Here is a 20,083-nt window from a genome sequence, read left to right as displayed (position 1 = left end):
CATTGGTTCTGAGGCGATTTATCAGCAATACTGACCTTTCTTTGCGGGGGCTGCCCGCCGCCTGACACTCTTGGACAGACATGTTGAACAAAAATGTGACCCTCAGCCTGCAAGGCTGCGTGCGGGGCGCCACGATGTGCATTCCGGTTTCCCCGGGCATCATTGCGCTTGGACTGGTCTTCGGAACGGTCGCCGCGCAAAAGGGGCTGACCTTCCTCGAAACGATCATGATCAACTCGCTGGTCTTCGCCGGCGCCAGCCAGTTTGTCGCGATGGAAGTCTACAGCGATCCGCTCAATTATGCTCTCGTCGTGGCGATGATCGGGGTTACCGCTGCCGTCAACATGCGCATGCTGCTGATCGGCGCGAGCCTGCGGCCCTGGCTCGGCCAGGTGCCGGCCTGGCAGACCTATCCTTCCCTGTTTCTGCTGACGGACCTCAACTGGTTGCTGGCCTTGTCGGAATACGACAAGGGCACGCGCGACTGGGGGATCTATCTCGGCAGCGGTCTTTTCACCTGGTCGGTCTGGTCGCTTTCCGTCGTTCCGGGCTATTTCGCAGGCAGTCTTGTGTCGGACCCGAAGGTCTATGGCCTCGATGTGGTTCTGCCGGCTTTCTTCGCTGCACTGCTCGTGCCGCTCTGGAAAGGCAAGCGCCAGACAGTCAGCTGGCTGTTCGCCGGCGGTATCGCCGCGCTGACCTGGTATCTGGTCGGTGGCTACTGGAGCATTTTCACCGGTGCCATCGCCGGTGCTTTCGCGGGGGCCTATCTCGATGACTGAGGGAGCATTCACCGCCGACCCGATCTTTGTCCTGGCCGTGCTTGGCATGACGGCGGTCACTTATGCCCTGAGGGCGGGTGGATACTGGGTCATGGGCCGGCTGCCCATCACGCCGCGGGTGCGCCGCGGTCTGGAGGCCTTGCCGGGCGCGATCATCGTTTCCACCATTCTTCCCATCGTGTTGAAGGGCGGGCTTGCCGTGGCGCTGTGCCTTGTCGTTGCTGCAGCGGCGCAGGTGACCCTGCGCAAGGAATATGTCGCCGTCTTCTGTGCAGCCGGAGCCGCGGCAGCCCTCAGGGCTGCCGGCCTGTAGTCTACTGGCGGTTCAGGATTTTCCGCACCTGTCCGGCGGTTTCGTCGACATTGCTGCCCGCGTCGATTTCCACCCAGTTCATCTGGCCGAGGTCGTAGCCAAGCTGGGTATCGACAACGTCAGCGTTTGCGTCCGAGGCATCGTCCCCGCGCGCGGAGACCCGGGCTTTCAGGATGTTTGCCGGCGCAGTCAGCCACAGGCCGCAGAAACCGCATTCAACATTATTCGCGATGGCCTCGATACGGTCCCGTTCGCTCTCGGCGGCAAAAACCGCATCGAAGATTGCGGAGTGACCCGCTGCGAGGACGGTCTGAATGGTGTCGTCCAGCGCGTGGTAGACCTTCTGGGACGCCTCCAGCGTATAGGCTTCCGCCGGCGCCTTTTCCGTTTCTTCAATGCCCAGAAGGCGCTTTCGCATCACGTCCGTGCGCAGCACGCGCGCGCCGGGTGCCCGGCCAATGCCGGGGGCAATTTCGTAGGCAAGCGTGGTCTTGCCGGTGCCGGAAAGGCCGCCGATGGCAACCAGTTGTGGGCGTGAGGGATCCAGAAAGTTCACTGCGTGGCGGAAATAGGCCTGGGCCTGGTCGCGCTCACGTTGTTTTTGGTTCGGGTCCGACTGGTTGAGAGCGGAGCTGGCCGCGATCTTGGAGCGGATCGCCGCGCGCATCATCAGGTAGAAGGGCAGGGCTGCCAGGCCCTCCGAATGCGTGTCCAGGCGGCTCTTGTCCATGTAGCGGTTGAACACCCGGTTGGCCGCACGCTGTTGACCCCGGTCCCACAGGTCCATCAGCAGGAAGGCGAGATCGTAAAGAACGTCGCCGGTAGCAATCGCATCTGAAAATTCAACCGCATCGAACAGGACCGGGGTGTCATCAACCATGACGATGTTGCGAAGGTGGGCGTCTCCGTGGCAACGACGGACAAGGCCCTGTTCGCCCCGGCGCAGGATCAACTCGTGCAGAGCCGACAAGACAGTGCGGGAAGTCTCGGTCAGATGCCGGACCGCCTCGGCTTCGAACAGATCGGGGTGCTCGCGAAAGGCGGCGTCGTTCTGCTCCACATAGCTTGCAAGCTCCGCGTAGAAGCCGTTGCCCTGCCGTAGTGGCGCGGCGTCATGAGCAGTCACCATCATGTCCGCCAGCCTGTCCGTCAGGTTGTCCGGAAGCGAGCTGGTTCCAGCGACGGAGTCCAGTTCGTGCTGTCGCTCGAACCGGTTCATTTCAACTGCCCATTCGATGGGCTCTCCAGTGCCGCCAAGATCCAGCGTGCCATCTGCCTCCCGCGTCACAGGCAAGGCCTGCCGGTAGATCTGAGGTGCGTTCGGCTGGTTGTAGGTTATTTCCGCCTTGCAGGCTTCTTCGCGCAAGGGCAGCGTCGAATAATCGAGAAAGGGAAACTTGACCGACCGTTTGACCTTGTAGGCCTTGCTGCCCACCAGAAAGACGATATTGGCATGGGTGTCGATCCGCTTCACCTCGGGCCGTGCCGGATCGTCGGACGGAAGGCTGCCGAGGAACTCGAGCGCCTGGTTCTGGGTTTCGGCCTGATCCATCTTCCGTCCCTTTTGCTGACACGTGGCAATACATGCCTCACATGCAAACGACCCGGTTTGATCCTTCTCAATGTGAGGTGCCCCGGATGTGGCACAAATAAACCGGATTGTCAGTAAAGGAGGGCCCCATGAGCGACTATCCGGCTTTGAAGAAGATCAGGTTGAACCTGGCCAGAACCAAGGATTTCCCGCAAGGTTCGGCGAACCACGGTTATGAATTCACCGCTCCGCTTGACGAAACCGGCCATATCGACGCCGGTCTTTGGAAGAAGCAGCGCGACCATTGCCGTGTGCGGCGATTCTGGGGCGCCGAGGAAGAGGAAGTCGGCCACCTCATCCACCGTCCGGGTGGCTCCTGGGCATTCCATTACGATATCGACGGCGAGGACGACGACGAGGCGGGCTACCGTTTCGGCGCTCATGCCTTCAACCCGGGTGAATACGTCTCCATCAAGGACGAGGATGGCGAGATGCACACCTTCCAGGTGGTGACGGTTCAGTCGATCTGAGATCAGCTTCCCATAACAAGACATAACAACGAATGGGGGCAGGGGTGCCGGGAAACCGGTGCCCCTTTTTGTTTGCAGCGCCGATGCTTACCGGCAAGGCTGGCCATGACATGAGGCCCATCCTTCGAGACAGCGCTTCGCGCTTCCTCAGGATGAGGACTGTGTGTGGCACAATCAGGCGGCCTTACAACACATTAAACCTCATCCTGAGGAGCGCGCTTGGGCGCGTTTCGAAGGATGGGCTGCAAGTCCGTTGTCGGAGATATATTATTCTAAATCGGAATGACCCCATTGCCAATTAATCTGATTTTCGCCTCTAACAGGCGGGATTTTCATACGCTATAGAATGAACAGATCATCTTTCTCGTAAGGACCCGGAACATGGACCAGAAGACCGGCGGTGAATTGTTGGTGGAGGCGCTGGAGCGCCACGGGGCAGAGCGCGTGTTCTGTGTGCCCGGCGAAAGTTACCTTGCCGTGCTCGATGCGCTTTACGATGCGTCGATCCCGGTCACGGTCTGCCGCCAGGAAGGTGGGGCTGCAATGATGGCCGATGCCTGGGGCAAGCTCACCGGCAAGCCGGGCATCTGCATGGTGACCCGCGGTCCCGGGGCCACCAACGCTTCTGCCGGTGTCCACGTGGCGGCGCAGGATTCCACGCCGATGATCCTGTTCATCGGACAGATCGAGCGCGGCATGCGCGAGCGTGAAGCGTTCCAGGAAATCGACTACCGCCAAATGTTCGGTGGCATCGCAAAATGGGTTGCGGAGATCGATCACGCGGATCGCGTACCGGAGTTCATTTCGCGCGCCTACCATGTCGCCACGTCCGGCCGTCCGGGACCGGTGGTTCTGGCGCTTCCGGAAGACATGCTGGTCGAAAAGGCAGATGCCCCGCAGCCGCCTGCGTGGACCCAGGTCGAAACGCATCCGGGCCTCACCCAGATGGCGGACCTGCAGAAGCGCCTTTGGGCGGCCGAGCGGCCGATCGCCATTCTGGGCGGCAGCCGCTGGTCGGAAGAGGCCGTCGCCGGCTTCACCCGCTTTGCCGAGCGTTTCGACCTGCCGGTTGCCTGCTCGTTCCGCCGCCAGATGCTGTTCGACAACCTGCATCCGAACTATGCCGGCGATGTCGGCATCGGCATCAATCCGAAGCTGTTGGCACGGGTCAAGTCCTCCGATCTGATCCTGCTTGTCGGTGGCCGCTTGTCGGAAATGCCGAGCCAGTCCTATTCGCTGCTCGACATTCCCTCTCCCACGCAGCAACTGGTTCATGTCCATCCGGATGCCGAGGAACTCGGCCGGGTCTACCGGCCGGCGCAGGCAATTCATGCCAGCCCGACTGCCTTCTGCAAGGCGGCCGAAGGCCTTCAGCCGCCGTCCGAACTGAAAGGCGCAGGCGAAGCGGCCAAGGCCCATCAGGATTATCTGGACTGGTCCGGTGCCCGGCCACAGGTGCCCGGCAACCTCCAGATGGCCGGCGTCATGGAATGGCTGGAAGCCAACCTGCCGGAAGATGCGGTCTGCACCAATGGGGCCGGCAACTACGCCACCTGGCTGCACCGCTTCCACCGGTTCCGTCGCTATGCCACCCAGGCAGCTCCGACGAGCGGTTCCATGGGGTATGGCCTGCCGGCAGCCGTTGCCGCCAAGCTTGCCTTTCCGGAACGCGAAGTCGTCTGTTTTGCAGGCGATGGCTGCTTGCAGATGACCATGCAGGAGTTTGGCACCGCCTGTCAGGACGGCGCCAACATCATCGTGCTTGTGATCGACAACGGCATGTACGGCACCATCCGAATGCATCAGGAACGCACCTATCCTGGCCGTCCGTCGGCAACCAAGCTGGTCAATCCGGATTTCGCAGCGCTTGCCCGCAGCTATGGTGCCTTCGGTGAGACGGTCGAGACGACAGACGCTTTCGGTCCTGCATACGAACGTGCCCGTGCCGCCGGCACACCCGCAATCCTGCATCTGAAGCTGGACCCGGAAGCCATTACCCCGGCCGCAAGCCTCAGCCAGATCCGCGCGGCGGCACAGGGCAAGTAAAAAGCCCAGCCTTGAACGAAAAAAGCACGCCCGTTACCCGGGCGTGCTTTTCATTTATAGGGGGCTTCGATGCCTACCTCAGCACCTGCGGCAGCCACAAGGTGATGATCGGAAAACAGACCAGCAGGATTACGCGCAGGATCTCGGCACAGAAGAACGGTGCAACGCCCTTGAAGGTCTCGATCATCGGCGTTTCCCGGTCGAGCGAGGAGATGACGAAGACATTCATGCCGACCGGTGGCGTGATCAGGCCGAGTTCGACCACGATCAGGGCGAGTACGCCGAACCAGATCTTCAGGTCTTCCGTGCTCATGCCGAAGCCTGCCCCTTCCGCTCCCTGGTAGATGCCGCCGTTGATCTCGACCAGAACCGGCCAGAAGAACGGGATCACCAGCAGGATCATCGACAGGCTGTCCATCAGGCAGCCGAGCAGGATGAGCGCGATCAGCAGCAGGATCAGAACCGTCATCGGTTCGAGCCCGGAGTTGGCGATCCAGGAAGCGGTTTCCTGAGGCAGGCCAACGCGGGACATGAAGATCTTGAGGAGTTCCGCCCCAAGGATGATCAGATAGATCATGCCTGAAGTGGACGCGGTTTCCTTGAGCGCCTGAATGAAGTCGTGGCCGGACAGCTTGCGCTGCAACAGTCCGAACAGCAGGACCAGAAAAACGCCGACGGCAGCTGCCGGTGTCGGGTTGAAGAACCCGAAGTAGATGCCGCCGATGACCAGCCCGAAGATGATCAGCACCGGGATCATGCCGGCAGTCGCCTCCAGGAATTCCTTGCGGTCGGCAACACCTCCCTTGGGCCCGGCTTCCGGCTTGATGGTGACATAGAGGGCGATGGTCAGAAGGAAGAGAACCACTGCCAGCAGGCCTGGCAGAAATGCTGCCATGAACATGGTGACGATGTTTGCTTCCACGATGATGGCATAGATGATCAGGACCACCGAGGGCGGGATCAGGATGCCGAGCACGCCGCCCGCGGCGAGCGTTCCCGTCGCCAGCGCACCGGAATAATTGTAGCGCTTGAGTTCCGGCAGGGCGACCTTGCCCATGGTGGAGGCGGTTGCAAGCGACGAGCCGCAGACCGCACCGAACCCGGCGCAGCCGGCGATGGCCGCCATGGCCGTGCCGCCGCGCAGCCAGCCGAGCCAGGCATTCGCCCCCCGGAACAAAGCCTGGCTCAGGCCGGTCTTCGAGGCGATCGCCCCCATCAGGACGAACATCGGCACGACGGAAAGGTCGTAGATGGAGAACTGGCCGTAGGCGAGGGTCTTCAACTGGCTGAGGACGAGGGCGGGGCCGTTCAGCATCATGGTGCCGACACCGCCGACAAGGATCATCGCATAGGCAATGGGCATGCGGATCGCGATCAGGGCGATCAGCACCACGAGAGCGCCAAGCCCGAGGACAAGTGCGTCCGTCATTCTAGTGGTGTCCTCTCGACAGCGCGGTCATGTCCTGCAGCAGCGTGACCAGCGCGGCCAGTGCCAGCAGCGCAAGCGATATCAGGATCGGCACGAAGGCCATCCAGTGCGGGATCTGCAGGATGGTGGTTGTGTAGTCGTAGTCCTTCTGGTCCAGCATGCCGTAATACATGCGCCAGATCAGCAGCAGCGCGAACACAAGGGCAACCAATGACCCGAGCAGGGTGAAGAAGGCAATCACCCGTCTGGACGCGCCGGCGGTGAAGATGTCTGCCGAGACGTTTGCACCGACAAGCTGGCAATAGGGCAGGAACGCGAAGACCGCGATGGCCACGCCCATTTCGGTCAGCTCGAAATCGCCCGGAAAAGGTGTGCCGAAAACCGAGCCGATGATCGACAGCATGTTGACAGCGACGACCAGTAACAGCACGCCGCCGCCAAGGAGGGCCCAGAGCGTTATCAGGCGGCTGGCAGCCCCGGTGAACCCGGAGCTGCTGGCTTTGAGAGTGTTCGACATCAGTTGGCCGAGTGGCTGGCCACCGCTGCGCGGGCCTTTTCAACCAGCGCGGCACCGTCGATACCCTTTGCGGAGACTTCCTCGACCCAGCGGTCGGCAACGGGGGCCAGCGCCTGACGGAAAGCTTCGGTCTCTTCCTCGGTCAAGGTGATGTGCGTGTTGCCCGCCTTGGTGGCCAGACCGATCCCGAAATCATCCGATGCAGCCCAGATTTCGCCAACCTTCACGATCCACTCGGGACCGGAAGCATCACGAAAGGCCTTCTGAATGTCTTCCGGCAGACCATTCCAGCGTTCCTGGTTCATGGAAACCTGGAAGGTGGTGGTGCCGAAACGCTCCTTGTCGACGCCTTCGATCTGGTATTCGGTCTGCTCCTGGATCTTCAGCGGCGGAATGATTTCCCACGGAATGAACGCGCCGTCGATAACACCCTTCTGCAGCGCAGGCGGCAGTTCCGGAACCGGCATGGCGACCGGCGAAGCGCCGAGCGCCTCGATCACCCAGGCACCTGTTCGGGTCGGGATGCGGATCTTCTTGCCGGCGAGGTCTGCCGGGGAGTGAACTTCCGTGTCGCGCATGTGAATGGCCTGGCCGGCGTGCACATGCAGGAACATCACTTCAACGCCCTTGTACTCGTCCTTCAGGTCCGTTTCGTACAGATCCATCAGCGCCTGGTTTGTGGCCGCCGGATCGTTGGTGTGAATGCCCGGAAGTTCGAACACCTCGGTGCGCGGGAAGAGGCCAGGCGTATAGCCGTTCACGGTCCAGACCAGATCGACCACGCCGTCACGCACCTGGTTGATCAGCTCGGGCGGACGGCCGCCAAGCGTCATGGCCGGATAGATTTCGATATGGACCTTGCCACCGGAATTTTCTTCCACCTGCTTGGCCCACGGCACCAGCATCTGCGTGTGCGCAGGGGCTTTCTCGCCCAGGAAGTGGTGCAGCTTGAATTCGTAATCGGCCGCGCTTGCGGACGATGCGCCGGCGGCGATCATGGCAGCGGCCAGAAACGCGTTCTTGAGAATGCTCATGTTGTCTCCTCCCATCGGAAGCTCTTGTCGACTCCCGGTCTGTAACTTGCTGGCCAACCTTCAATGTGTGCGATCGTGGAACGCCCTTCAACGAAGTCGGAAGACCTTTCAGGCGCACCTCTTGCAGATTTGCGGCCAGCAGGGAACGTAGCTCCGCGATCATCTTCACTAATTAGTTTGGTAATGTAAAATGAGATAATAGCCATTATACTTTCCAATTTTGGAAAGAAAATTCCTTGTTCCCATAGCCGTTTTTTATCGTCTAGGGTGCGCGTCAAAGCAGACGCGAAGGCGGCGGTTCGCGGAGGGGCTCCTTTCCCGCAAGAGCCTGAATTGCCTCGAAAATTCTGCATTCTGCATCCAAAAGGAACATGGGAGGACGGCATGGCCGACAGGATGGACAGCACCACGATTACCGCAGGTGGAGCGGTGTTCGGCAAGTTGAAGGCGCTCGGTGTCGACTATGTCTTCGCAAATTCCGGCACAGATTTTCCACCAATCATCGAGGGACTGATCGAGGCAAAACAGAACGGGCTCGACCTTCCGGTGCCGATCACGGTGCCGCACGAACATGTTGCCGTCGGTATGGCACACGGCTTTTACCAGATTTCCGGCAGGATCCAGTCCGTCATGCTGCACACCAACGTGGGGCTCTCCAACGGCATTACCGGCGCCATCAACGCATGGTGCGATCAGGTTCCCGTGCTGATGATGTCCGGTCGCACGCCGGTGATGGAAGCCGGCCGCTTTGGCGCGCGAACGGTGCCGATCGGCTGGGGACAGGAAATGTTCGACCAGACCGCGCTGATCCGCGAAGTCACCAAATGGGACTACGAGTTGCGTTTTCCCGAGCAGATCGCGGATCTCTTCGACCGGGGCTGGGCCATTGCCAATTCCACGCCCAAGGGCCCCGTCTATCTCAGCCTGCCGCGTGAAGTTCTGTGCGAGCAAACTCCGCCGGACGGCCTTGATACCCCGTCGAAACAGGCCCCGGTCATCGCAGCGCCGGATCCCTCGTCACTCAAACGGGCAGCAGACCTGCTGGCCCAGGCCAAAAGCCCGCTGATCATCAGTCAGCGAGGAGCCGGATCGGAAGAAGCCTTTGCGGCCCTCGGACGGTTCCTGACGGACTGGGCCCTGCCGCTGTCGCACTATTGGGCAAACCAGCTTTCCGTGCCCCTGTCGCACCCGATGCAGGTCGGTGCGTCGCCGGAAGCCCTGCTTGCCGAGGCGGACGTGGTGCTGGTGATGAACTCTCTGGCACCCTGGTGGCCGGACAAGGTCGCCCTTCGCGATGATGTCACCGTGATCCAGCTCGGGCCGGATCCCCTGTTCACCCGCACGCCGATCCGCAACTTCCAGGCGGATGTGACCCTGGCAGGAGAAACCGCGCAAACGCTGCTGGCGCTGATTGCCGAAATGCAGAGCCGTCCGCGTGACGAAGCCGTTTTGAACGCCCGCAGACATCGTATTGCCGAACTGTCGTCCGCCAATCGTGCGGAGGTTGTCGCCCGGGCCAAGCGCGGCAACGCCGGCCCGATGAGCAAGGACTGGGTCAGTCTTTGCCTTGGCCGCGCCATCAAGGGGCGGAAGGCCACAATCTTCCACGAGCTTGGTTGTCCGCTCGAGCCGCTCGACCTGGAGCAACCGAACAGCTACTTCCAGGAACCGCATTCCGGGGGGCTAGGATGGGGTCTCGCAGCGGCGCTTGGCGCACAGCTTGCCGACCGCGACCGGCTGGTCTTCGCAACCATCGGCGACGGCAGCTACATGTTCGCCAACCCGACGGCCTGCCACATGGTTGCCGAGGCGCATGAGCTGCCGGTGATCACGCTTGTGCTGAACAACGAGGAGTGGGGCGCGGTGCGTCACTCGGTGGTGGGCACTTACAAGGATGGTCTTGCCAGCAAGGCCAACGATGTGCCGCTGACGTCCCTTCGGCCAAGCCCGGATTTCACCAGAACCGCGGAAGCCAGCCGCGCCTACACCGAAACGGTGACGGAAGGCGACGCGCTGCCGGCAGCGCTGGAACGTGCCATCAAGGTGGCGACGGAGGAAAAGCGCCAAGTTCTGCTCAACATCGCCATCGCGCGGGCTTGAGGCGCGGGTTCAATTGATCGGAAGAATAAGAAAATCAAGGGACGATTATCTTGTTTTTCCGAAAGGAGCTCTTCGGACATGCCCCGTGGTCCGGCTTCGAAAGGCAGGTCATAGTTCCCGGTAACTGGTTTTGTTGAAGAAGAAGGTTGGCCGTGTCCCAGTCCATGCCCCCAAGATCCTATTACGCGCCGACCGGTGGTCATCCCGGTCAGGAAACACTCCTGACAGACCGGGCTGTCTTTACCGATGCCTATGCGGTCATCCCGAAAGGCACCATGCGTGACATCGTCACCAGCTATCTGCCGTTCTGGGACAAGACCCGCCTGTGGGTGCTGTCGCGCCCATTGTCAGGTTTTGCCGAAACCTTCTCGCAATATATCGTTGAAGTGTCGCCGGGTGGCGGCGCTGACCGGCCGGAGACAGACCCTTCCGCCGAAGGCGTGCTGTTCGTTGTCGAAGGCGAAGCTGTTCTGACAGCCGACGGACAGCGATACGACCTGAGGCCCGGAAGCTACGCCTTCCTGCCGCCGCAAACCGACTGGAGCCTGAAGAACACAGGCAGTGAACCGGTGCGGTTCCACTGGGTCCGCAAGGCGTTCGAGCCTGTTGAAGGCCTGGAGCGACCGACACTTTTCGTCACTCACGAAAACGACATCGAACCGCGGGCAATGCCCGGCACGGACGGCAAATGGGCGACGACCCGCTTCGTCGATCCGGAAGACGTGCGCCACGACATGCACGTCAACATTGTCACCTTCCAGCCGGGTGCCGTCATCCCGTTTGCGGAAACCCATGTGATGGAACACGGGCTTTATGTCCTGGAAGGCAAGGCGGTCTATCGCCTCAACCAGGACTGGGTCGAGGTGGAAGCCGGCGACTACATGTGGCTGCGCGCCTTCTGCCCGCAGGCCTGCTATGCCGGTGGCCCGGGCCCGTTCCGCTACCTCCTCTACAAGGACGTCAACCGCCACATGAAGCTGCAGGCGGCAGGCCGTTTCGAGGCCGGTTCCCGGCAGAGCTTCCGCAGCGCCGCGGAGTAAAGAGAAAAGCCCCTTCCTCCTTGCACCCTCATCCTGGCACCCTCATCCTGAGGAGCCGCTTCAGCGGGGTCTCGAAGGATGGGCGGCACACTCCGGAACAAGCGGCCCATCCTTCGAGACGGACCTGACGGTTCTCCTCAGGATGAGGGAGAGGGCGGGATTGGCCGCTTCAGGGTGTGGGTGTAACGAACTCCTCTGGATCGGGTCGGGAGTGAAGCAAGCGTTCTCATTCCACGGTCTTCGTTTGCGGCGGAGCGATTTCGCCGCCGAGGGCGGCGGTCAGTGCAGCGGCCGCCGCCTTCACTGCTTCTGCGAAAGGCGCGATCCTGTCCGGGCTGACCCGGCTGGTCGGGCCCGAGACGGACAGCCCGGCGACAGCTTCGCCATAGTGATTGAATACGGGTGCCGCAATGCAGCGCATTCCGAGGTTCTTTTCTTCCCCGTCGATCGAGAACCCGCGTGCACGGATCGCTTCCAGATCCGCGGCCAGCAGGCCCGCGTCACACAATGTGTGCTCGGTGAAGCGTTCCCGGTCGGTCTGCTTCAGGATACGCTTGCATTGGTCCTCGTCCATGAAAGCCAGAAGCGCCTTGCCGATGCCGGAGGCATGCAGCGGCGACAAGGTGCCGGGCGGGAAGAAGGCGCGAATGCTTTCGTGGGTTTCGACCTGGCTGACAAACAGCACCTGGTCCGCCTGTGCCACACCAAGATTGGCCGTTTCCCCTGTCTGCTCCATCAGGGAGCGCAGGACAGGACGCGCCCGTTCCACCAGACTGGTACGCCTTAAAAATCGTGCGCCGATGATGAAGGCGCCCGGACCTATGTGCCAGAGCTGCTGCGCCTGGTCGAATTCCACCAGGCCACGTGTCTCCAGCGTGAACAGGATGCGATAGAGCGTTGCCGTGGATTCTCCAAGCTGATCCGACAGGGCTGAAAGAGAGACGCCGGACTGGGTGCTTAGATGCTCGAACACCGCCATTGCCCGGTCGAGCGACTTGATGGTGTTCTGTTCGGTCTTGTCGTCCCAGGCACGCGGTCGCCCACGGGCGCGTCTGGTGGCGGAACTATCGGATTTGAGATCTGTCATCAGCTCATTTTTTCGGAATTTGAAAAATCAATTCACCATATGAAAAATATAACATACTGACAAGATTGGCAATTTGTACAAAATCTATTTTTGAAAAAATATTTTAAAAAAATTGCGGAGCTCCGCCCCTGCACGGTACCGTTTCTCAAAATTCATAAGAGGAAACGGCCATGAGCTTCCAAAATCCTGTTTTCATTCCCGGCCCCACCAACATGCCGGAAGCGCTCCGCAGAGCGTGCGACATGCCGACCCTGGACCATCGCTCGCCGCTGTTCGGTGAGATCCTGCAGCCCGCGCTTGCAGGCGTCAAAAAGGTGCTGAAGACGGAAACCGCCGAGGTATTCCTGTTTCCGTCGACCGGAACCGGCGGCTGGGAAACCGCGATCACCAACTGCTTGAGCCCCGGCGACAAGATCCTGGCTGCCCGCAACGGCATGTTCAGCCATCGCTGGATCGACATGTGCCAGCGCCACGGCCTGAAGGTTGAGGTTGTCGAGGCAGCCTGGGGCACGGGGCTGCCGGCAGACCGCTACGAGGAAATACTCGCCGCGGACACAAACCACGAGATCAAGGCGGTGCTGGCAACCCACAACGAAACCGCGACCGGCGTCAAATCGGACATTGCCGCGGTGCGCCGCGCGCTGAATGCCGCGAAGCACCCGGCGCTGCTCTTTGTCGATGGCGTCAGCTCGATTGCCTCGATGGATTTCCGCATGGACGAATGGGGTGTCGATGCCGCGGTCACGGGCTCCCAGAAAGGCTTCATGTTGCCACCGGGGCTCGCCATCATCGCCCTGTCGCCAAAGGCACAGGCCGCCGTTGAAAGCGCCCGGTTGCCGCGCACCTTCTTCGATGTTCGCGACATGATGAAAGCCTACGCCAACAACGCCTATCCCTACACGCCGGCCGTCGGCCTGATGAACGGGTTGAAGCAGAGCTGCGACATGCTGCTGGCAGAGGGCCTCGACAATGTCTTTGCCCGGCACCACCGCATTGCAGAAGGCGTGCGCGCCGCGGTCCGGGCCTGGGGCCTGGAGCTTTGTGCGCAGACACCGGACGTCTATTCGGATTCGGTCAGCGCGATCCGTACGCCTGAAGGCTTCAATGCCACCGGCATCGTTACCCACGCCGCCGCGAAATACGGCGTCGCCTTCGGTGTCGGCCTCGGAGAGGTCGCAGGCAAGGTGTTCCGTATCGGCCATCTGGGCAGCCTCACCGACGTCATGATGCTGTCGGGGCTGGCGACTGCCGAAATGGTCATGGCCGATCTCGGCCTCGACATCCAACTGGGCTCCGGTGTTGCGGCCGCCCAGGAAGTCTATCGCAGCGACAGCGCCATTGCCTCGAAGGAAGCCGCATGAAAACCGACGCCCTGACCCAGTACATCCCGACTCTCGAGGACATGCTCGTCGCGCATGAGCGCATCAAGCCGCATATCCACCGGACGCCGGTTCTGACCTCCTCGTTCCTGAACGAGCTGACCGGTGCGGAACTGTTCTTCAAATGCGAGAACTTCCAGAAGGCAGGTGCCTTCAAGGTGCGCGGTGCATCCAACGCCGTCTTCGGTCTGGACGAGGAAACCGCCAAGGCCGGTGTGGCGACCCATTCCTCCGGCAACCACGCACTCAGCCTGTCTTATGCGGCTGGCCGGCGGGGCATTCCGTGCCACGTGGTCATGCCGAGAACGGCGCCACAGGCCAAGAAGGATGCCGTTCGTGGGTACGGCGGCATCATCACCGAGTGTGAACCGTCCACTTCCAGCCGCGAAGCGGTCTTTGCCGAGGTTGAGGCCCGGACCGGAGCGGAGTTCGTTCATCCCTACAATGACCCGCGTGTCATTGCCGGTCAGGGTACGTGTTCCAAGGAATTGATGGAGCAGACAGATGGTCTTGATGCGGTTGTCGCACCGATCGGCGGTGGCGGCATGGTCTCAGGTACCTGCCTGACCCTGTCGAACCTGGCGCCCGAAGTGAAGATCTTTGCTGCCGAACCGGAGCAGGCAGATGATGCTGCCCGCAGTTTCAAGGCGGGTCACATCATTGCCGACGACGCTCCGGAAACTGTTGCCGACGGGCTGAAGGTGCCGCTCAAGGAGCTGACCTGGCACTTCGTCTCGAACCACGTCACCGACATCCTGACCGCGTCGGAACAGGAAATCGTCGACGCCATGCGTCTGATCTGGGCGCGGATGAAGATCGTCATGGAACCGTCTTCCGCCGTGCCGCTGGCAACGATCCTGAAGAACAGGGACGTCTTTGCCGGCAAACGCGTCGGCATCATCATCACCGGCGGCAATGTCGATCTCGGCAAGCTGCCCTGGAGCATCCTGCGTTCCGAGGACCGCAGCTAAGATGCTCCATCGCTCTAAAAACGATCAACTTTTCAGCTTTCGGATGAATTCCGAAAGCTGGTTGATCTGGAATGCCTGAGCCATTTGGAGAAGAAAAATGAACGCACAAACCGGATTTGAAAAGCTCGAAGTCGGCTTCGACATTCCCGCCCTTCCGGGCATGGACGAGGCCGATATCCAGACGCCTTGCCTGGTGCTCGATCTCGATGCACTGGAGCGCAACATCAAGAAGATGGGCGACTACGCCAAGGCCCACGGCATGCGTCACCGGGTGCATGGCAAGATGCACAAGTCGGTCGATGTCGCAAAGCTGCAGGAACGGCTCGGCGGTGCTGTCGGGGTCTGCTGCCAGAAGGTTTCGGAAGCCGAGGTCTTTGCCCGTGGCGGTATCAAGGACATCCTGGTGTCGAACCAGGTTCGCGACAAGGCCAAGATCGATCGTCTGGCCCGGCTGCCCAAATTTGGCTGCCGCACCATCGTCTGTGTCGATGATCTTGCCAATGTTTCCGATCTGTCTGAAGCCGCTGCCAAGCACGGCACCACGCTGGAAGTCTTCATCGAGATCGATTGCGGTGCCGGTCGCTGCGGCGTTACCACGAGCGAGGCGGTTGTCGAAATTGCCAAGGCAGTGGACGCGGCAAGGAACCTGAAGTTCAGCGGCATCCAGGCCTACCAGGGCGCCATGCAGCACATTGACAGCTATGAAGCCCGCAAGGACAAGCTCGACATTGCCATTGCGATGGTCAAGGACGCCGTCGAGGCGTTGAAGAAGGAAGGCCTGGAGCCGGAACTCGTTTCAGGTGGCGGCACGGGCTCCTACTATTTTGAATCCAATTCTGGCGTCTACAACGAGCTGCAATGCGGTTCCTATGCCTTCATGGATGCAGACTACGGCCGCATTCTCGATAAGGACGGCAAGCGCATCGACCAGGGGGAATGGGAAAACGCCTTCTTCATCCTGACCCAGGTGATGAGCCACGCGAAAGCCGACAAGGCGATCTGTGATGCGGGTCTCAAGGCCCAGTCCGTCGACAGCGGTCTGCCGTTCATCTACGGCCGCAACGATGTCGAATACATCAAGTGCTCGGACGAGCACGGTGTCATTGCCGACCCGAGGGGTGTTCTGCAGGTGGGCGAGAAGCTGAAGCTTGTGCCCGGCCACTGCGACCCGACCGCCAACGTCCACGACTGGTATGTCGGCGTGCGGGGCGGCAAGGTCGAGACGGTCTGGCCGGTCTCGGCCCGCGGCAAGGCTTACTGAAGTTACGACTTAAGGCCTCCCCTTCGTCATCCCGGCCAAGCGCAGCGCGAGCCGGGACCGGAGAGCCACCTGGTCTTCGGGTTTAACCCGATACGCCCCGGCTCACCGATCCCGGATCTCCGCTACGCTGCGTCCGGGATGACGATGGAGGGTTTGGCATTAAGTGCGCAAACGAACACCAACACCTCATCCTGAGGAGGGCAGACAAGCCCGTCTCGAAGGATGGGCCAAACACTCCGAGCGAGCCACCCATCCTTCGAGATGGTGCGTTGCGGCTCCTCAGGATGAGGTTGGGGGGAAGACGATGTTTTGCTGGAGACACACATGATCATCGTTCCTGAAAAGGAAATCGCCGGCCTGATAGGCCGCCAGGAATCCTTTGACGCTGTCGAAAGCGTCTTTGCCGCCATGGCGGGCGGGGCGGCCTATAATTTTCCGGTTATTCGCGAGGCAATCGGTCATGCCGATGCGCTATACGGGTTCAAGTCCGGCTTCGACCGGTCCTCGCTGGCACTCGGCCTGAAATCCGGCGGTTACTGGCCGGGCAACATGGCAAAGGGCCTGACCAACCACCAGTCGACCGTGTTCCTGTTCGATGCCGATACCGGCAAGGCGAAGGCCGTCGTCGGCGGCAACCTGCTGACCGCCCTCAGAACAGCGGCAGCATCTGCGGTTTCCATCAAGCATCTGGCACGCAAGGACGCGAAGGTGCTTGGCATGATCGGAGCCGGCCACCAGTCGGCTTTCCAGATGCGGGCAGCGGTCGAACAGCGCGATTTCGAGAAGGTCCTCGGCTGGAACCTTCATCCGGAGATGCTGGTGCGTCTGGAGGAAACGGCGAACGAACTCGGTCTGCCTTACGAATCCGTCGATCTGGCCAGGCTGGGTGCGGAAGCCGACGTGATCATCTCGATCACTTCCAGCTTCGATCCGATCCTGATGGAAGAGCATGTTTCGCCGGGCACGCATATCGCGTGCATGGGCACCGATACCAAGGGCAAACAGGAAGTCGATGTTGCGCTTGTTGCCAAGGCAAAGCTCTTCACGGATGAAGTCGCTCAGTCAGCGACGATCGGTGAATGCCAGCATGCGGTGGCCAGCGGAATTGTCTCTGAGGACAATATAATTGAGATCGGCGCGGTCATTAATGGTAATCATCCAGGCAGGACGTCGCAGAGCGATATCACCCTCTTCGACGGTACCGGCGTCGGCCTTCAGGATCTTGCCGTGGCATCCGCCGCGGTCGATCTGGCGATCCAGAAGGGCGTCGCGATCGAAGTGGATTTCTAGACGGACCGTGGAAAATGCGGATTGTGATCAACGGGTTCGGCCGGATCGGCCGGACCCTCTTGCGTCAAGTGCTGAAGCTTCCGGAAACGGAACGCATCGAGGTGGTGCGGATCAACGATATCGCACCGCTTGAGACCTGTGCCTATCTCTTCAAGTATGACAGCGTCTTTGGCCCGTGGCCGGGCGAAGTAACAGCGGGCGAGGGCACCTTGACGGTAGACGGACGCGAGATCATCTTCTCCGCCGAACCCGATTTGTCTCTCCTTGATCTTTCCCAGGTGGACGTGGTGCTGGAATGCACCGGCAAGGCCGACACGCGTGAGATTGCGGAACGTGGCCTGAAAGCCGGCGCAACCAACGTGTTGATTTCAGGCCCCTCCCAGGCCGCCGACATCACCCTGGTGCTTGGCGCCAACGAAGACCAGCTCGGCGACCACCGCATCGTCTCCAACGGTTCCTGCACCACCAATGCCCTCGCTCCGCTGCTACGCGGTCTTGATGATGCCATCGGCATCAAGAGCGGGCATATGACGACCATCCATTGCTACACCGGCAGTCAGCCGATGGTGGACGCCCCGAGGGGGCCGCTGGAGCGCAGTCGTGCCGGCGGCGTCTCCATGGTGCCGACCACCACCAGCGCCACCAAGCTTGTCGGCAAGGTTCTGCCGCAGCTTGAGGGCAAGATCAGCGGCGCTGCGGTCCGGGTGCCAGCGATCAGCGTTTCCGCGGTCGACCTGACCGTGACGCTCGCACAGCCCGTGAAGGCTCCCTTCAACACCAGGCTGCTCGAGATCTTTTCCGGCAATCCGGTAATCGGCTTCGTGCAGGACCATGTAGTGTCCACGGACATGCGTGCGCGGCCGGAATCCCTCGTCATACACCTGCCCGAAACGCTCGAGGCCAATGACTACCAGGTACGTATTTTCGGCTGGTATGACAACGAATGGGGCTTTTCCGCACGCATGATCGACATGGCACGGCTGATGGCGGGGCGGTAGGGACACAATTTCTCCTCCATCGTCATTCCGGATCTGCGTCCGGCTGCGTCTCCCTTGTCCGGAATGACGGAAGGGGAAATTTCCAACTACTGAAACGCCTGAAATTCTTCCCTGCAGACCCCCTCCATCGTCATCCCGGCCAAACGAAGTGCGAGCCGGGATCGGGGCCCCACAGGACCGGGGTCTTTTACGTTGCATATCGACAAACTTGGAATCTCCGCTGCGCTGCGTCCGGGATGACGTGCAAGAAGTCATAAAAAAAGGGCCGCTCACGCGGCCCTTTCTCATACAGGTATGGCTTGTCCTTACGCGGTTTCTTCCTTCGGCAGGGAGCCGCGTCCGTGGCCCGAGAGACCGCCGGAGACCTCTTCGGTGGATTCGTCGGAGAGTTCTTCCGGCAGCACCAGGTTGAGGACGATGGCGATCAGGGCAGCCGGCAGCAGGCCGCTGGTCAGAAGGATACGTGCGGTGTCCGGCATGTGCTGCAGGGCGCCCGGTTCCAGCTGCAGGCCGAGACCGATGGAAAGCGAAATGGCGAAAATCACCATGTTGCGCCGGTTCCAGTTCACATCCGACAGCATCGAGATACCGGCGGCAACAACCATGCCGAACATCACGATGACACCCCCGCCGAGAACCTCGATCGGAACGGTGCGGATGACCGCGCCGACCTTCGGGATCAGACCGCAGACGATCAGGAAGATCGCGCCGATGGTCACCACATGGCGGCTCATGACGCCGGTCATGGCGATGAGGCCGACGTTCTGGCTGAAAGAGGTGTTCGGGAAACCGCCGAAGAAACCTGCGACAGCCGTGCCGAGACCGTCGGCAAAGGTCGCACCGGCGATTTCCTTGTCGGTCGCTTCCCGTCCGGCGCCGCCCTTGGTGATGCCGGATACATCGCCCACGGTTTCCACCGCGGAAACGAAGGCCATCAGGCAGAAGCCGAGCACGGCCGCGAACGAGAATTCGAAGCCGTATTTGAACGGCTGCGGCAGGGCAAAGACAGCCGCACGGTCCCAGGACGTGGAGACGGCTTCAAAGGTCAGCATGCCGGTGGCAAGGGCGAAGATGTAGCCGGCGATCAGTCCGAGCAGAACCGCGGAGACCGACATCATGCCCCTGCCGAAGAACTTCAGCCCGAGTGTCACCACGATCACCACCAGAGCGGCCGCCCAGTTGAGCAGCGAGCCGTATTCCGGCGTGCCGATGGCTGGGACACCGCCGGCGGCATACTGGATGCCCACCTGAACCAGCGCGAGACCGATCATCGTCACCACAAGTCCTGTCACCAGGGGAGGCAGGGCGAAGCGAATCTTGCCGATGACGAGGCCAAGGCACGCATGGAAGAAACCGCCGATGATCACGCCCCCGAACAGAGCCGCGAGACCGTCGACCCCCTTGCCGGCAACAAGCGGGATCATGATCGGCAGGAAGGCAAAGGATGTGCCTTGAACGATCGGCAATGCCGCACCGACCGGGCCGAGGGTGATCGTCTGCAACAGGGTCGCGACGCCGGCAAAGACCATCGACATCTGGATGAGATAAAGCAGTTCGGGAAAGTCGGGAGAATTGGACCCGAAGCCGAACCCGGCTGCACCGGCCACGATGATGGCAGGTGTGACGTTGGAGACGAACATGGCCAGGACATGCTGGATGCCGAGCGGGATCGCCTTGTAAAGCGGTGGCGTGTAATTGGGATCCCGGAGCTGCTCCGGAGATCCGATCGATGAATTAGACATTTCTGCTCCTCTGAAGGTCGTGTGAACGTCTCC

At 61.0% G+C, this 20,083-nt stretch carries 17 protein-coding genes; 11 read left to right on the top strand and 6 right to left on the bottom strand.

Annotated features, from left to right (window positions below; all coding sequences use genetic code 11):
• Nucleotides 1–80: 80 nt before the first annotated feature.
• Both HEP89_RS03670 and HEP89_RS03665 read left to right on the top strand, forming a co-directional pair.
• Complete coding sequence (locus tag HEP89_RS03670; RefSeq protein WP_023002160.1) at nt 81–782, top strand: AzlC family ABC transporter permease; 702 nt, start codon at nt 81–83, stop codon at nt 780–782.
• Nucleotides 775–1,095: an AzlD domain-containing protein gene (locus HEP89_RS03665; protein ID WP_023002159.1), complete on the top strand. Its 321-nt coding sequence runs from the start codon at nt 775–777 to the stop codon at nt 1,093–1,095. Before HEP89_RS03670 ends, HEP89_RS03665 begins: the two co-directional genes overlap by 8 nt.
• A 1-nt stretch (nt 1,096) precedes the next feature.
• On the opposite strand, the gene HEP89_RS03660 is transcribed toward HEP89_RS03665, so the two are convergent.
• The gene (locus tag HEP89_RS03660; RefSeq protein ID WP_168691353.1) at nt 1,097–2,647 is read right to left on the bottom strand and encodes a bifunctional aminoglycoside phosphotransferase/ATP-binding protein; all 1,551 of its coding nucleotides are present in this window, start codon (nt 2,645–2,647) and stop codon (nt 1,097–1,099) included.
• A 128-nt stretch (nt 2,648–2,775) separates the two neighbouring features.
• Here HEP89_RS03660 and HEP89_RS03655 point away from each other — a divergent pair, with 128 nt between their 5' ends.
• Together HEP89_RS03655 and HEP89_RS03650 are read left to right on the top strand one after the other, a co-directional pair.
• A complete protein-coding gene (locus HEP89_RS03655) occupies nt 2,776–3,156 on the top strand; it encodes a hypothetical protein (RefSeq protein WP_055657628.1) in 381 nt (126 codons plus the stop codon).
• Nucleotides 3,157–3,537: 381 nt separating this feature from the next.
• Nucleotides 3,538–5,202, top strand: coding sequence for a thiamine pyrophosphate-binding protein (locus HEP89_RS03650; protein WP_168691352.1), 1,665 nt, complete (start codon nt 3,538–3,540; stop codon nt 5,200–5,202).
• A gap of 73 nt (nt 5,203–5,275) precedes the next feature.
• On the opposite strand, the gene HEP89_RS03645 is transcribed toward HEP89_RS03650, so the two are convergent.
• From HEP89_RS03645 to HEP89_RS03635, 3 genes are read right to left on the bottom strand one after another with little or no spacing between them, the layout of a single operon-like run.
• A complete protein-coding gene (locus HEP89_RS03645) occupies nt 5,276–6,631 on the bottom strand; it encodes a TRAP transporter large permease subunit (protein WP_023002155.1) in 1,356 nt (451 codons plus the stop codon).
• Between the two features lies 1 nt (nt 6,632).
• A complete protein-coding gene (locus HEP89_RS03640; RefSeq protein ID WP_023002154.1) occupies nt 6,633–7,148 on the bottom strand; it encodes a TRAP transporter small permease subunit in 516 nt (171 codons plus the stop codon).
• The gene (locus HEP89_RS03635) at nt 7,148–8,182 is read right to left on the bottom strand and encodes a TRAP transporter substrate-binding protein (RefSeq protein WP_168691351.1); all 1,035 of its coding nucleotides are present in this window, start codon (nt 8,180–8,182) and stop codon (nt 7,148–7,150) included. Before HEP89_RS03635 ends, HEP89_RS03640 begins: the two co-directional genes overlap by 1 nt.
• Nucleotides 8,183–8,566: 384 nt before the next feature.
• On the opposite strand from HEP89_RS03635, the gene HEP89_RS03630 reads away from it, so the two are divergent.
• Nucleotides 8,567–10,282 carry a thiamine pyrophosphate-requiring protein gene (locus HEP89_RS03630; protein ID WP_197923135.1) on the top strand — a complete coding sequence of 572 codons (1,716 nt, stop codon included), beginning with the start codon at nt 8,567–8,569 and terminating at the stop codon, nt 10,280–10,282.
• 164 nt (nt 10,283–10,446) lie between these two features.
• A complete protein-coding gene (locus HEP89_RS03625; RefSeq protein ID WP_168691666.1) occupies nt 10,447–11,322 on the top strand; it encodes a bifunctional allantoicase/(S)-ureidoglycine aminohydrolase in 876 nt (291 codons plus the stop codon).
• Between the two features lie 226 nt (nt 11,323–11,548).
• Here HEP89_RS03625 and bhcR read toward each other — a convergent pair whose 3' ends face one another.
• On the bottom strand, nt 11,549–12,409 hold the full coding sequence (gene bhcR, locus HEP89_RS03620) for an HTH-type transcriptional regulator BhcR (RefSeq protein WP_062491919.1): 861 nt from the start codon (nt 12,407–12,409) through the stop codon (nt 11,549–11,551).
• A 170-nt stretch (nt 12,410–12,579) separates the two neighbouring features.
• On the opposite strand from bhcR, the gene bhcA reads away from it, so the two are divergent.
• The 5 genes from bhcA (at nt 12,580) to HEP89_RS03595 (ending at nt 18,308) form a co-directional block, all read left to right on the top strand.
• The gene (bhcA, locus tag HEP89_RS03615; protein WP_168691350.1) at nt 12,580–13,770 is read left to right on the top strand and encodes an L-aspartate--glyoxylate aminotransferase BhcA; all 1,191 of its coding nucleotides are present in this window, start codon (nt 12,580–12,582) and stop codon (nt 13,768–13,770) included.
• Nucleotides 13,767–14,759: a beta-hydroxyaspartate dehydratase BhcB gene (bhcB, locus tag HEP89_RS03610; protein ID WP_168691349.1), complete on the top strand. Its 993-nt coding sequence runs from the start codon at nt 13,767–13,769 to the stop codon at nt 14,757–14,759. Before bhcA ends, bhcB begins: the two co-directional genes overlap by 4 nt.
• A 97-nt stretch (nt 14,760–14,856) precedes the next feature.
• A complete protein-coding gene (gene bhcC, locus HEP89_RS03605; protein WP_168691348.1) occupies nt 14,857–16,020 on the top strand; it encodes a 3-hydroxy-D-aspartate aldolase BhcC in 1,164 nt (387 codons plus the stop codon).
• A 324-nt stretch (nt 16,021–16,344) separates the two neighbouring features.
• The gene (gene bhcD / locus HEP89_RS03600) at nt 16,345–17,310 is read left to right on the top strand and encodes an iminosuccinate reductase BhcD (RefSeq protein ID WP_168691347.1); all 966 of its coding nucleotides are present in this window, start codon (nt 16,345–16,347) and stop codon (nt 17,308–17,310) included.
• Nucleotides 17,311–17,324: 14 nt separating this feature from the next.
• Nucleotides 17,325–18,308 carry a glyceraldehyde 3-phosphate dehydrogenase NAD-binding domain-containing protein gene (locus HEP89_RS03595; protein ID WP_168691346.1) on the top strand — a complete coding sequence of 328 codons (984 nt, stop codon included), beginning with the start codon at nt 17,325–17,327 and terminating at the stop codon, nt 18,306–18,308.
• Nucleotides 18,309–18,613: 305 nt separating this feature from the next.
• Here HEP89_RS03595 and HEP89_RS03590 read toward each other — a convergent pair whose 3' ends face one another.
• Nucleotides 18,614–20,050 carry a nucleobase:cation symporter-2 family protein gene (locus HEP89_RS03590; RefSeq protein WP_023002143.1) on the bottom strand — a complete coding sequence of 479 codons (1,437 nt, stop codon included), beginning with the start codon at nt 20,048–20,050 and terminating at the stop codon, nt 18,614–18,616.
• Nucleotides 20,051–20,083: the final 33 nt, after the last annotated feature.

The sequence above is a fragment of the Labrenzia sp. 5N genome (genome assembly GCF_012395805.1).
Taxonomy (GTDB): Bacteria; Pseudomonadota; Alphaproteobacteria; order Rhizobiales; family Stappiaceae; genus Roseibium; species Roseibium algicola.
The sequence above is the reverse complement of the archived record's forward strand: the minus strand, read 5'-3'. Positions and strand labels throughout refer to the sequence as shown.